Raw genomic sequence first — 12,913 nt, 5'->3', positions numbered from 1 at the left:
GCATGGTCCCGAAAAGTGCGAACCGGTTTTCGGACAAGATCATGCTGAAATGAGAGTCCTCAGACCAGGCCGAGCTTGCCGGCCAGGCCGACGCGCTGGATTTTGCCGGTGGGACCCTTGGGTATCTCCTGGAGAAACAGGATGTGGCGCGGCACCTTGAACTCGACGATCCGGCTGCGCGCGAAAGCGCGTATCTGCTCGGCATCGGCGGTGGCGCCCTCGGCCAGCACGATAGCCGCACCCACCTCCTCGCCGAGCATGGCATGCGGCACGGCGAAGGTCACCGCCTGCGCCACCAGCGGATGATCGAGCAGCACATTGTCGACCTCGAGCGGCGAGATCTTTTCGCCGCCGCGGTTGATGATCTCCTTCAGCCGCCCGGTGATCTTCAGATCGCCATCCTCGTCGATGAGACCCTGGTCGCCGGTGCGGAACCAGCCATCGCTGAAGGCAGCTTCATTGGCCACCGGATTGTTGAGATAGCCATCATGAATGTTGGCGCCGCGCACCGCGATCTCGCCCTTTTCACCCGCCGGCAGGATCGTCCCCTTGTCGTCCAGGATCGTCAGCTGCGGACCCGCAGGCAGGCCGACCGAGCCTGGCTTGCGGCGCGCCGGCGGCAGGCCGTTGGATGTCATCTGGTGCGCCGCCTCGGTCATGCCATAGGCCTCGACCACCGGACAGCCGAAGACGCGCTCGAGGTCGCGGAACACGGTGTCGGGAAGCGCTGCCGAAGACGAGCGGATGAAGCGCAGCCGCGCAGCCGCGATGGTTTCGCCATTGCGGGCGGCGCGCGCCAGGATCGCCTGATGCATGGTCGGCACCGCGCTGTACCAGCTCGGCCGGAAATCGCCCAGCCAGCCGTAGAATTTGAGCGGGTTGAAGCCCGGCGTGCAGACAACAGCGCCGCCGACTGCCAGCTGTGCGCTGAGCGCCGCCATCAGCCCGTGAATGTGGAACAGCGGCATCACGTTGAGACAGATATCGTCTGCCGAAAGCGCCAAGGTGCGGGCGATGTTGGCCATTGATGCCTGCAGATTGCGCTGCCGCAAGCCGACGATCTTCGGTCGCGCCGTGGTTCCCGACGTGTGCAGGACCAGCGCGAAATCGTCCGGCCCGTTGAGCTGCATATCGTCGAGGCGAGCCTCGCTGGCAGCCTCCACCTCGGCGTCGCCCGCCAGCAGAAACTCGCCGGCCTTGGCGCCGTCAGTCACGACGACGTCGAGCACCGCAATGCCGTGCCCCTTTGCGGCGTTGCGCGCGGCATCGCCCATGCCTTGTCCGCACAGCAGCAGCTTCACATCGAGATCGCCGAGATAGAAGCGGAATTCGTCTTCGCCGTAAGCCGGATTGAGCGGCGCCGCCGTCGCCAACGCCGAGACCGCCAGGAAACAGGCCGCCATTTCCGGGCCGTTGGGCAAGACGATGCCGACGGCCGTGCCGCGGGCAACGCCACGCCTGGCGAGATCGCCGCAGAGCTTGTCGACAAGATTGACGAGGCCGGCAAAGCTGAGGGATGGCCGGTCCGGCGCCATCAGCGCCACCGCAGCCGGCTGCCAGGGCGCCAGTTGGGGAAGTGCTACCGATAGGGCCTGTTTCAAGTTCGAACCCTGAATGGCGTTCACCATGGCCTTGCCGGCGCCGATTGCGCGCCCGTGGCAGACGCAGTAAAGCGATTTCCGGACGCACGCAAGAACAGGTGGACACCGATCGGATGAGGCTGCCGTGGTTGGGAAAATCCCGGAAAGCCGACCGGACACCATCTTCCGCCGTCATTTATCATACGGAAATCATCGCCGACATCCTGGTGCCCGAACGCGCCGAGCATGTCCGCTTCTTCAGCCGCAAGCAGGTCCGCGCCGGCAAGTTGCGCACCTTCAACAACAGGGATCTCCGCGAGCTGCTGCTGGCCGCCTTTTATCTCGGGGTCGCGGCATTGCTACCGGTCAATTGGTGGGCCGCGATCTGCAGCCGCGTATCGGGGCTGCGCCTGAAGCGCCATATCCGCAAGGATTTCGTGCGCTACGCCGCCGCGACGCGCGCCGTGCTCGGCAATGGCATCGATGCGCAAAGGCAGTTCAGGGCCTTGCTCTGCGCCAACCACCGCCGGCGTTTGCTACTTGCCGCGCATCTCATCGGTCGCCGCTGGTCACCTGATATCCGGCTGGAGGGCCTGGAAGGCCTGCAAGCGGCGCTGAAGCGCGGCCACGGCGCTATCATCTGGTGCGATCAGTTCACGACCCAGACCATCATCGGCAAACGCGCTCTCCATGAAGCCGGCATCGAGACACACCAGCTCAGCGTCAGGGCTCACGGCATATCCGATTCGACCTTCGGCTTGCGCTTCCTGAACCCGCCGATGGTTCGGGTCGAGAACCGTTTCCTGAAAAGCCGGATCGTGTTCGACCGCAGCGACGCCTACCAGGTCACCGGCCGGATCCAGAAGATCCTTGGCAGCAACGGCGTGGTGTTGGTGACCAACACGGTGCATGCCGGCTCGACATTCACCGAAGTCGGCCTTGGCGAGAGCGGCTGGACCCACCTGGCTTCGGCGCCGACGAATTTCGCTGCCAGAGGCAAGGCGGCGCTGTTTTCCATGTCGACCTTCGAGACCGATCCGTTCCGCCAATACCGCGCCGTCCTAAGTCCCGAACTGGTGCCGGCCCTGGCAGAGGCCGGCGAGCCCGCGACCAGAGCCGGCGGCGCCAAGAACATGGCGCTTCAGGCCGAGTACATATTGCTCAAGCGCGACCGCTTGCTGGAGGCGCTGAAACTCTATCCCGAGCAAATGATGGTCTGGTCAGGCCATGACCGGTTCACCGAACGGCCGGAAACCGCCTTGCCCGACGAGGGTGGTTCATGATTTTGCGCCGGCCAGCAGGCTGGCAACGGCGGTGACGATTTCAGCCACTGGAAGTGTGGCGTCGGCCGTCAGCGCCCGCTCGTCGGCGCCAGGCGGTTCAAGGATGGCGAACTGGCTTTCGACCAGGCTTGCCGGCATGAAATGCCCCTTGCGGCTGGCGACACGCTGCTTGGCGGTAGCGGGATCGATCTTCAGATAGATGAAAACGATGTCCCGGCGGAAGCCGCGCAGACGATCGCGGTAGCTGCGCTTCAGCGCCGAGCAGGCGGCAACCACGCTTTGGCCGCTGCCGGTCAGGTCCGCGATCCGCTCGCCAATGGCATCGAGCCAGCCCTCACGCAGTTGATCTGTGAGCGGCTCACCGCTCGCCATGCGGGCGACGTTTTCGGGCGGGTGCAGCCTGTCGCCTTCGACAAAGACGGCCCCTTCCTCTGCTGCCAATGCTTTGCCGACAGCCGACTTTCCGCAGCCGGCGACGCCCATCACCACAATGGCCCGAGGCACTGAGCCGGTAGCGCCCATTGGCGCCTGTGCCGTCTTTTCGTCCACGGTCAGCGGCTTGCCGGCGCGCGGCCGTAGAGCAGGAGCATGGCAACGATGACCAGGCCATAGACGATCTGCCGCCCCGCCTCCGGCATCTGCATGACCGAGAGGATGGACTGCAGGAGCGTAATCAGGATGACACCGGCGACGGTGCCGAGATAGGAGCCGCGGCCACCCAGGATCGAGGTGCCGCCCAGAACCACGGCGGCGATCGACGGCAAGAGATAGGCATCGCCCATCGATTGCGCCGCCTTGGAGGCATAGCCGGCGAGAAGCACCCCGCCAAAGGCGGACAGCCCGCCTGAGATAGCGAAGGCGATCATCACCACGCGCCTTGTATCGATGCCGGAGAGGTAGGCGGCACGCTCGCGGTTGCCGATGCCGTAGACGGTGCGGCCGAAGCTGGTGCGGGACAGCACGAACACCATCGCGGCACCAATCAGCGCCCAGATGATGACGGCGTTAGGCACGCCAGGAATGGTAAAACCTGTCGCAAGATAGCGCATGGCGCCGGTGGCCGAATCCTGTGGCGAGTAGCCGCCGGTATAAACGACCATGAGCCCTTGCGCGACAGCGTTGGTGGCGAGCGTGATGATCATCGAGGGTATGCGCAGATAAGCGACGCCAAAGCCGTTGACGATGCCGATCAGCACCCCGCAAAAGATGCCGAACGGGATGGCCAGCGCCACACCGATCGGGCCATAGGCCGCAGCCGCACACGCCATCATCGCGCCCGCCGCCACCGCCCACGGCACCGACAGGTCGATCTGGCCTAGCAGGATGACCAGCATCATGCCTGTGGCGATGACGCCGAGGAACGAGGCCACCTTGAGCTGCTGCAAGAGATATTCAGGCGACAGAAAGCTCCTGGAATAGAGGCTGCCTAGGAACAGCAACAGCACGATGCAGGCGAAGGCCGTCAGCACCGCCGGATCGGCGCGGCGGATGAATTTCGGCATGCGGCCGGCGATGCCGCCCAACGTCGTTTCGCTCACAGGAACCACTCCAGCCGGTTGCGGACCCGAAACAGTGCGAAGGCGCCGAGGCTGACCGCAACCAGCAGGATAACGCCCTGGAACAGTGGCTGCCATAGCGGGTCGAAATCGAACACGAACAACAGGTCGCCGATGGTGCGGAAGGCCAGCGCGCCGAAGATGGCGCCGATGGCGCCGCCTTTGCCGCCGAACAGCGAGACGCCGCCCAGCACCACCGCGGCGATTGAAAACAGCGTATAGGCGTTGCCGCTGGCATAGGCTGCATCGCCCGTATAGGTGAAGAAGGTCAGGAACAGTCCGCCGATCGCGGCCAACAGGCCTGCGAGCGCGTAGGCAGCGAACTTGCCGCGCCTTATCGGCACACCGGACATGTAGGCCGCCGTCTCCGACGAGCCGGCCGCATAAGCCGCGCGCCCGAGCACCGAGCGGCTGAACGGCACCCAGACGATTAGCACGACGGCGAGCAGCGCGATAAGACTGGCCGGCACTACGCCGAACAGGCGCCCGGTCAGCGCGTCGGCGAGACCTTCGTTGACCGAACCGCCGGGAAACGGCCTCAGCAGCAGCGCGATGCCGAAATAGACCGCACCCGTGGCGATCGTGGCGACGATCGGCTGCAGGCGGCCGTAGATGACGATGGCGCCGTTGATCGCCCCGCAAAGGAGCCCGGTGCCGAGCACGGCGATGACGCCGAAAGCGGTCTCGAGGCCGGTGCCGATGACCAGCCAGGAGGCGAGGCAATTGGTCAGCGTGAAGATCATGCCGACGGAGAGGTCGATGCCGGCGGTGATCACGACGAGTGTCTGCGCCATGGCGACGAAGGCGAGCAGCACGCCCTTGTTCGACGCCGTCTGCACGACATTGGCGGTGAAGCCCGCCGGATGGTTCGAGGTGTAGATGACGAACATGACAATGAATATGCCGAGTGCCATCAGTGTTCCGCGCTGCTCGGCCAGCCAGTAGCGCCACTCTTTCACGCGTCCGCTCCCTGTCTTGCGCCGGCATCGTCTCTTGCGCCGCCGTCATCGCCGTGGATGTTGAGCGCGCTTGCAATGAGCGCCCGCTCGGTGATCTCGGCCCCGACCAGCTCGCGCTTGACCGCGCCGTCATAGAGCACCAGCACGCGGTCGCAGCAGCCGATCAGTTCGTCATAGTCGGTCGAATAGAACAGGATCGCCGCCCCCGCATCCGCCAGCTTGCGCATCAGTTGATAGAGTTCCTGCTTGGTGCCGACGTCGATGCCGCGCGTCGGATCGTTGAGCAGGATGATACGCGGCTGGCGCATCAGCCATTTGGCGATGACCACCTTCTGCTGGTTGCCCCCCGACAGCGCACCGACCGGAATGTCGAGGCCGGCCGTCTTGATCGCCAGCAGCCCGACCATGTCGTCGATCAGCCGCTGTTCGGCGGCGCGGTCGATGATGCCGGCCTTGGACAGCCGGTCTAGGGCGGCAAAGGAGAGGTTCTCGCGCACCGTCATCGGCAGCATCAGGCCTTCGGTCTTGCGGTCCTCCGGGATCAGCGCCATGCCGATGCGATCGTCGCGCGCCGCTTGCGGGCTGGCGATCGAAACAGGCTTGCCGTCGATAAGGATCTGTCCGCCGAGGCCGCGCAGCACACCGAAAAAGGCAAGCAGCAATTCGCGCTGGCCCTGGCCGTCCAGGCCGCCAAGGCCGACGACCTCGCCTGCCCCGACCTTCAGCGAGACATTGTCCAGCCGGTCCGTCCAGGACAGCTTGCGCGCCTCCAGCACAGGAACGGCGGCGGCTGCGGCGCGCGCGGGTTTCGGCGGGAAAATATGGCTGTATTCGCGCCCGATCATCAGTTCGACGACTTCGTTGTCGCTCTTTGTGCCTGCCTTGTAGCTGGCGACATTGCGGCCGTTGCGAAACACCGTGCAGTGGTCGGCAAGCTCGGCGATCTCGTTCATGCGGTGCGAAATGTAAAGCAGCGCCAGCCCTTCCGAGCGCAATCGCTTGAGCACGCTGAATATCCTGGCGACGTCCGTCGCGGTCAGCGCCGAGGTCGCCTCGTCGAGGATCAGGATGCGCGGCTTCCTGGCCAATGCCTTGGCGATCTCGACCATCTGTCTTCTTGAAAGCGGAAGATCCTTGACCAGCGCCAATGGATGGATGTCGGCCGCACCTGCGCGTGCCAGCGCATCCTCGGCAATGCGGCGCTGCGCCTTGCGGTCGATCATGCCGAAACGCTTCGGCGGATCGGAGATGACGATGTTGTCGGCAACGCTGAGTTCGGGAACCAGCGACAGCTCCTGGAAGATGCAGACGATGCCGGACTTGTTTGCAGCAGCAGGCGAAGCGAACGTCACCTCGCTGCCGTTCAGCATCATGCGGCCTTCGTCGGGCGCGACGACGCCCGCCATGACCTTGATCAGCGTCGATTTGCCGGCGCCGTTTTCGCCGAGAATGGCGTGGATGCTACCGGACGAGACCGAAAGCTCGGCCTTTTCCAGCGCCCGCACGCCACCATAGCGCTTGGATATGCCTTCCATCCGGAAGAGCGGAACCGCACCGTCCATCGGCCCTCCCGAGGCAGTTTGACTTCAAGGGATATCGAGTGGCCGGCGCCGCGGAGATCCCGCGGCGCCGGATATGCCGCCTATTGGTCAGCCCTATTGGTCAGCTTTGGTCTGGCCCATGATTTCCTGCGCGGTGAAATTGATGCCGCAGGTCGGGAAGGAATTGCCGACGAAGAAATTGTCGGACTGGTCGGGGAAGAAATCCTGACCGGCCTTGAAGTTCGGATCCTCGACGATCGCCAGTGGCAGTTTCACTGCTTGCGGAACGACGTTGCCTTCGAGCGCGGCAATGGCCGTCTTGATGGCGACCGCGACCTGCGCCGGACCGGTGCCGGCCGATGAGCATTTCAGCCCGTCGCCGGCATGTGCCGCGCAGAACTTGCGGAAACCGTTCTCGGTCTCGCCGCCGAACGGCACGAAAGCATGCTTGGCATCGATCATCGCCTGCACGATGCCGGTGTCGCCGCCTTGCCCGGTGATTCCGTCGAACGGACCGTTGGTGGCAATGGCGTCGGCCGTAGCCTTCTGTGCCACGCCGTCGTCCCATTTGCCGACCACCTCGGTGACCTCCCATTTCTTGCCGGAGGCATCGAGCGCTTCATGGATTCCGTTGTGACGGTCGGTGTCGACGGAAGTCCCGGCAACGCCGCGCACTTCGAGCACCTTGCCGCCATTCGGCACATGGCCGACCAGCCATTTGCCCCACAATTCGCCAAGGCCCTTCTGGTCGACATTGACGTTGATGGCGTCCTTGGTATCGAGAATATTGTCGAAGGCGACGAGGATGACGCCAGCTTCCTTGGCGCGCTTGATGACCGGCCCGAAAGCGGTCGGGTTCTGGGCGTTGACGACGATCGCGTCATAGCCGGAATCGATGAAGTTGTTGATCGCCGAAATCTGAGCCGGCACGTCCTCGCCGGTCGAGACGACCTTGAATTCCTTCAGTTTCGCAGCGACCTCCGGCTGGGCCGCATAGGCCTTGGCGGTCTGCACCATCTGGATGCGCCAGGTGTTGGCGATATAGCCATTGGCGAGCGCGATGCGGTATGGGCCGTCTTTCTTGGGGAACTTGAAGAACTGCGTATCGGCCGCCCAGGGCGCAAAGCAATCCGGCTCAGCCGACGGGCCCTTGACAACTTCCGGGTCGGCCATGGCCGACGAACTCAGCATGACGAATGCAGTGGCGGCAACGATGCCACCAACAAGTGACTTGATCATCGATATTCCTCCCAGTTGTAGTTTTATTTGCTGCTGCTTGTTAATTTGATGCTGTTTGTCGTGGTGTGTTTTCCACGCCTGCCGAAGGCCCTCCAGCCTGGCCGGCGCCACGTCTCAAGGGCCCGAAGCCGGCCCGATCCCCTCCCCCTCGCCGCTTCACAGGCGAGAAACGAAACTAGCATATTATACATAATAAACAAGCATGAGCTGTTGCTTATGTATAATAAACAGGGGCGGCCTTTCATCAAAACGTCTGCCCGACGAAAATGGTAGCGCTACCATGACGTTGTGTAAAGCACCATTTGCTGAGGCCGGCCAAAGCGTGTTCAACGTGCGGTGCTCTCGCGGGGCTTGAGTTCGAAACCAAGATCGACGACCCGCTGCTCAGGCCTTCGTCCTGCGATCGCCGCCAGCGCCATGGCGACAGACCGACGGCCGATTTCATAGCGAGGGGTGCGGATACTGGTGAGCGGCGGGAACGCCGCCTGCATCATTTCGAGGTCGTTGAAGCCGACAATGCCGATTGTTTTCGGCACGTTGAGCGCGGCGCTATGGCATTCGAACAAAACGCCGAGCGCGATGTCGTCATTGTTGCAGAAGACGCCGTCGAGCGCCGGCATCTTGGCCAGCGCATCGCGAAGCAGCTCGCGGCCGAGCGTCACGCTGGACAGTAGCGGCGTGGTGGTGACCAGCCGCGGGTCGAACAGGCCGGCCTTCTCCATTGCCGCGCGATAGCCGGCAAGCCGCCGCTGCGAGCGCGGGTCCATGCGTGCGCCGATGAAGCCGATCCGCCGGTAGCCCGCCTCGATCAGATGCTCGGTCGCGGTGCGGCCGCCGTCGAAATGCGAGAAGCCGACCAGCATGTCGACCGGATCGGGCCCGGTCTCCATCACCTGCACCACCGGGCAGCCCGCGCTCTCCAGCAGCTTTCGCGAGGTCGGCGTCTGGTCGATGCCGGCCACGATCAGCGCCGCCGGGCGCTGCGGTGCGAACACCTGCAGCAGGCGCTCCTCCTCGAGGCCGGAATAATGGGTGTTGCCGAGCTGGACGCGGAACGGGCCGTCCGACAGGCTGTCATAGATGCCGCGCACCACTTCTGCGAAGACGTTGTTGGTCAGCGACGGCACCAGCACGCCGAACACATCGGCGCGCGCCGAGGCCAGCGCCCGTGCATTGGGATCCGGGACATAACCGAGTTCGTCGACGGCGGCCTGGATCTGGCGCCGCAGATCTTGGCTGACGCGTTCCGGTTCGCGCAGCGCCCGCGACACGGTGATGGCGCCGACGCCGGCCTTGCGCGCCACATCTGATAGGGTCGGGCGGCCGCCCCCACGACGCGAGCGCGGCTTGGTCATGGACATCCTCCACGTGCCGGGCCCCGGCCGCTGCGCCCTTGCGAAACCATGTTCAGCTTTTCCACCGCCACCATGCCAACCGGCTGCTGCCGCACCCACTCGCCTGCTGGCGTCGCGCAGCCAATCGCCCTTGTCAAGCAACAGGGCAATCCTGCCTTCCTAAGCCATCAGGGCAGCACTGCGTTTTGCTTTCCACAGCAGCAGCCCGATCGCCACTATGTTCAGCAAGTTCCACGCGATCCCGTTGAGGAACGCGGCGGCGTAGGAGCCGGTCAGGTCGTAGATCCAGCCCGACATCCAGCCACCGATCGCCATGCCGAAGATGGTCGCCATCATGACGATGCCGATACGCTGGCCGGCCTCCCTGGCGGGCAGGTATTCGCGCACGATGATGGCATAGCAAGGCACGATGCCGCCTTGCGACAGGCCGAACACCAGCGACACGACATAGAGCGAGGCAAGCCCGTCGAACGGGATGTAAAACAAAAGCGACAGGCATTGCAGCACGGAACCGATAAGCAGGGTTTTCACGCCGCCGATGCGGTCGGCGACAAAGCCGGAGGCGAGCCGGCTGACGACGCCCGCCGCCATCATGATCGACAGCATGTCGGCGCCATGCGCAATGCCGTAGCCAAGATCCATGCAATAGGCGACGATGTGCACCTGCGGCATCGACATCGCCACGCAGCAGCCGAGACCGGCAACGATCAGCAGCACCTGTAACGCCGCCGGCGACAGCGAAATCGACTGCACTGGCCGGCTTCCGGGTGAACCGGCGGCAGCCGCCGCCGGAGCAGCGCGCCGCAACAACAGCACCAGTGGCACCATGGTGACCAGGCAGAAGACACCGATGCCGGCATAGGTGAAGCGCCAGCCTTCCGCCTTGATCAGTGTCGGCATGATGGTTGGCCAGAGCGCTCCGGCGAGATAGTTGCCAGCCGCCGCCGCCGTGACGGCGACGCCGCGCCGACGGTTGAACCAGTGCGAGATGTCGGCGATCAGCGGCCCGAAGATCACCGATGTGCCGACACCAATCAGCACGCCCTGGGCAAGGGTGAATTGCAGGATAGAGGTCGACAACGCGGCGAGCAGCAGGCCGGCGGCGAGAGCCACCGAGGATAGCAGTGCCGGGATCCAATACCCCATGCGATCGACCGCGCGGCCAACCAGCACATTGCCGGCGGCGAAGCCGACCATGGTTGCGGTGTAGGGCATCGATGCCGCGGCGCGGTCAACGCCGAACTCGGCCTGCACGGCCGGCAGCACGACGACGACGGCCCACATGCCGACCGCACCGATCGTCGCCAGCAGCATGGAGATGGCAAGCCGCATCCAGGCGTAGCTGCTGTCGATGCCGGGGCTATCCGCCTGATTGGCGACGATCGGGGTCAAGGCGTTTCCTGTCTACGGTCCTGGGAAGTCGACCGTTGTGTCGCCACTATCGGCGCATTCACCGCGACGGGCAGCGCCACAGGGCCATGATCCGTGGCTCCAGCGGCCCGGCGACTTTCTCGGGAACCGGCGGCGGCCTGCCCGAGTTTTTGCGACAGGAAGGAGTTTGTCATGACCGCGAAAAAGCAATGGTCGGCCGAGGTGACCGAGCACAGCGATGCGATGGACCTCGAGGACCACATCTTCGAAGCCGACGACGCCAGGAAGATCGCGGCCTCGCTCAAGCGCTCGGCCGAGCACAGCGACCGCCGCAAGGCCGAGCCGTTTCAGTCGGCCATGTCGATGCTGAATTTTTACATCAACCGCGCCGGCAAGAACCTGCCGCAGGCGCGCCGGAAAGTGCTCGAGGACGCCCAGGACGAACTGCGCGCGGCCTTCGGAAGGCCGCAGCAGGATTAATGCATGTCGCTCAAAAGTGGCGCCGGTTTTGAGACAACGACATGCATAAAACGAAGACATAAAGCGCGTCGACTTAGTCCGTTCAAACGGGAAGCGCTTTTAGCGCTCCCGATTGGTTCTGCCAAATTCACCTCAACTGGACCTAGTGACAGGTCCTCTTTCCCCTCAGTTTGCCGGCCTCGGCTTTGTGGTTCCCCGAGCCTTTGAAGTAGCGGCATGACGGTCAAGATCGGCATCAATCCCATCACCTGGAGCAATGACGATGTTCCCGCACTCGGCGGCGATACGCCGCTCGCGACATGTCTGTCGGAAACCAGGCAGGCCGGCTATCGCGGCACCGAACTCGGCGGCAAATTCCCCAGGCGAAGCGACGAGCTTGGACCGATCCTGTCTTCTTACGGACTGGAGCTCGTCTCCGGCTGGTATGACGGCCGCATTCTGGACCGCACGGTCGACGAGGAATTCGCCGCCATCACCTCGCATCTGACCCTGCTGCGCGACCTCGGCGCCAAGGTCGTCGTCTATGCCGACACCTCGCGCGGCCGTCATGACGGCATTTTCGCGCCGGTCTCACAGCGTCCGCGCCTCGCTGACGGCGAATGGACTGCCTATGGCGAGAAGCTGACCGAACTCGCCGACCGCATGGCTGCCTTCGGCGTCGGCATGGCTTTCCATCACCATATGGGCACCATCGTCGAGAGCGATGACGAGGTCGACAGGCTGATGGCGGCAACCGGCAAGAGCGTCGGCCTGCTGTTCGATACCGGCCATTGTCTGTTCTCAGGCGGCGACCCGGCCTCCCTCCTGAACCGGCATCTCGACCGCATCGTGCATTTCCATTGCAAGGACGTCCGCGCGGCCGTGCTGGAGAAGGCACGGCGCGAGGACATGAGTTTCATGGCGGCAGTGATGGAAGGAATCTTCACCGTGCCCGGCGATGGCTCCGTCGATTTCCTGTCGCTGCTGCAGCCTCTGGCCAGCCATGGCTTCGAAGGCTGGATCGTCGTTGAGGCCGAGCAGGATCCGGCCAAGGCACACCCCTTGACCTATGCCACGAAAGGTTACGCTTCGCTTCTCAAAACGGCCTGCGCAGCCGGGTTCGACGTCGCGATACGAGACTTGGCCTAACCACCGCCGGGGGGCTGGTGGTTGGGCCGGTTGGGCGCGCGCCTCGGTAGGGGTAGCGACGCGAAAGCGCCCGGCGATCCGCGCCGCCGCCCTCCCTTGGCGGCGCGGATCGCACAGCTCTTGGCATCGAAATTTTTGCCCCCGAGTTGCCGGCCCGGCGTTTCCAGCTTGAGGCTGGCGACGAGGCATGCCTTGATGCGGATGGAGGAGCGACATGGCATTCGAGGCGGCACTCGGCATGGAACGGCTTTGCACCATCCGTGAGATCGCCGAGAAGGCGGAACTCGGCGCGGCAACCGTTCACCGCGCGCTGAAGAACAGCCGTGAGGTCCGTCCCGCAACCAGACGGCTGGTGCTCGAGACCGTCTGCCTGCTTAACGAAGAAAAGATCGCGCGCGCAGCCAGGCTCGTCGGAGACTAG

General features: G+C 64.2%; 12 protein-coding genes. 4 read left to right on the top strand and 8 right to left on the bottom strand.

Annotated elements, in window-relative coordinates; genetic code table 11:
• Positions 1–59: 59 nt before the first annotated feature.
• Positions 60–1,628 carry an acyl--CoA ligase gene (locus NLY33_RS15340; protein ID WP_023705606.1) on the bottom strand — a complete coding sequence of 523 codons (1,569 nt, stop codon included), beginning with the start codon at positions 1,626–1,628 and terminating at the stop codon, positions 60–62.
• 86 nt (positions 1,629–1,714) lie between these two features.
• Between NLY33_RS15340 and NLY33_RS15335 the strand changes: the two genes are divergently transcribed.
• A complete protein-coding gene (locus NLY33_RS15335; RefSeq protein ID WP_023707710.1) occupies positions 1,715–2,863 on the top strand; it encodes a hypothetical protein in 1,149 nt (382 codons plus the stop codon).
• Here NLY33_RS15335 and NLY33_RS15330 read toward each other — a convergent pair.
• From NLY33_RS15330 to NLY33_RS15300, 7 genes are all read right to left on the bottom strand, one after another.
• Positions 2,858–3,412 (bottom strand): gluconokinase, encoded by a 555-nt coding sequence (locus NLY33_RS15330; RefSeq protein ID WP_023705608.1) that lies wholly within the window; start codon positions 3,410–3,412, stop codon positions 2,858–2,860. The two genes, NLY33_RS15335 and NLY33_RS15330, sit on opposite strands and share 6 nt — an antisense overlap.
• Positions 3,413–3,414: 2 nt before the next feature.
• Positions 3,415–4,401 (bottom strand): ABC transporter permease, encoded by a 987-nt coding sequence (locus tag NLY33_RS15325; RefSeq protein ID WP_023673071.1) that lies wholly within the window; start codon positions 4,399–4,401, stop codon positions 3,415–3,417.
• Positions 4,398–5,378: an ABC transporter permease gene (locus NLY33_RS15320; protein ID WP_023705609.1), complete on the bottom strand. Its 981-nt coding sequence runs from the start codon at positions 5,376–5,378 to the stop codon at positions 4,398–4,400. Before NLY33_RS15320 ends, NLY33_RS15325 begins: the two co-directional genes overlap by 4 nt.
• Positions 5,375–6,940, bottom strand: coding sequence for a sugar ABC transporter ATP-binding protein (locus NLY33_RS15315; protein WP_023705610.1), 1,566 nt, complete (start codon positions 6,938–6,940; stop codon positions 5,375–5,377). Before NLY33_RS15315 ends, NLY33_RS15320 begins: the two co-directional genes overlap by 4 nt.
• A gap of 93 nt (positions 6,941–7,033) precedes the next feature.
• Positions 7,034–8,158, bottom strand: coding sequence for a sugar ABC transporter substrate-binding protein (locus tag NLY33_RS15310; RefSeq protein ID WP_023705611.1), 1,125 nt, complete (start codon positions 8,156–8,158; stop codon positions 7,034–7,036).
• Between the two features lie 326 nt (positions 8,159–8,484).
• On the bottom strand, positions 8,485–9,513 hold the full coding sequence (gntR, locus tag NLY33_RS15305) for an HTH-type transcriptional regulator GntR (RefSeq protein WP_023682222.1): 1,029 nt from the start codon (positions 9,511–9,513) through the stop codon (positions 8,485–8,487).
• A 159-nt stretch (positions 9,514–9,672) separates the two neighbouring features.
• Positions 9,673–10,845, bottom strand: coding sequence for an MFS transporter (locus NLY33_RS15300; RefSeq protein ID WP_050587434.1), 1,173 nt, complete (start codon positions 10,843–10,845; stop codon positions 9,673–9,675).
• A gap of 231 nt (positions 10,846–11,076) precedes the next feature.
• Here NLY33_RS15300 and NLY33_RS15295 point away from each other — a divergent pair, with 231 nt between their 5' ends.
• The 3 genes from NLY33_RS15295 to NLY33_RS15285 all read left to right on the top strand — a co-directional run bounded on the left by NLY33_RS15295 (position 11,077) and on the right by NLY33_RS15285 (position 12,913).
• The gene (locus NLY33_RS15295) at positions 11,077–11,364 is read left to right on the top strand and encodes a DUF3175 domain-containing protein (RefSeq protein WP_023705612.1); all 288 of its coding nucleotides are present in this window, start codon (positions 11,077–11,079) and stop codon (positions 11,362–11,364) included.
• A gap of 216 nt (positions 11,365–11,580) precedes the next feature.
• The gene (gene iolE, locus NLY33_RS15290; RefSeq protein ID WP_023707709.1) at positions 11,581–12,492 is read left to right on the top strand and encodes a myo-inosose-2 dehydratase; all 912 of its coding nucleotides are present in this window, start codon (positions 11,581–11,583) and stop codon (positions 12,490–12,492) included.
• Positions 12,493–12,706: 214 nt separating this feature from the next.
• On the top strand, positions 12,707–12,913 hold the full coding sequence (locus NLY33_RS15285) for a LacI family DNA-binding transcriptional regulator (protein ID WP_023705614.1): 207 nt from the start codon (positions 12,707–12,709) through the stop codon (positions 12,911–12,913).

Origin of the sequence: Mesorhizobium sp. C432A, from assembly GCF_030323145.1 — a bacterium.
Lineage (GTDB): Bacteria > Pseudomonadota > Alphaproteobacteria > Rhizobiales > Rhizobiaceae > Mesorhizobium.
The sequence above is the reverse complement of the archived record's forward strand: the minus strand, read 5'-3'. Positions and strand labels throughout refer to the sequence as shown.

Bases quoted from the DNA above. Each gene is read 5' to 3' on its own strand.
- NLY33_RS15340 (WP_023705606.1), bottom strand. From the start codon at position 1,628: ATGGTGAACGCCATTCAGGGTTCGAACTTGAAACAGGCCCTATCGGTA.
- NLY33_RS15335 (WP_023707710.1), top strand. From the start codon at position 1,715: ATGAGGCTGCCGTGGTTGGGAAAATCCCGGAAAGCCGACCGGACACCA.
- NLY33_RS15315 (WP_023705610.1), bottom strand. From the start codon at position 6,940: ATGGACGGTGCGGTTCCGCTCTTCCGGATGGAAGGCATATCCAAGCGC.
- NLY33_RS15310 (WP_023705611.1), bottom strand. From the start codon at position 8,158: ATGATCAAGTCACTTGTTGGTGGCATCGTTGCCGCCACTGCATTCGTC.
- gntR (WP_023682222.1), bottom strand. From the start codon at position 9,513: ATGACCAAGCCGCGCTCGCGTCGTGGGGGCGGCCGCCCGACCCTATCA.
- NLY33_RS15300 (WP_050587434.1), bottom strand. From the start codon at position 10,845: ATGCGGCTTGCCATCTCCATGCTGCTGGCGACGATCGGTGCGGTCGGC.
- NLY33_RS15295 (WP_023705612.1), top strand. From the start codon at position 11,077: ATGACCGCGAAAAAGCAATGGTCGGCCGAGGTGACCGAGCACAGCGAT.
- iolE (WP_023707709.1), top strand. From the start codon at position 11,581: ATGACGGTCAAGATCGGCATCAATCCCATCACCTGGAGCAATGACGAT.
- NLY33_RS15285 (WP_023705614.1), top strand. From the start codon at position 12,707: ATGGCATTCGAGGCGGCACTCGGCATGGAACGGCTTTGCACCATCCGT.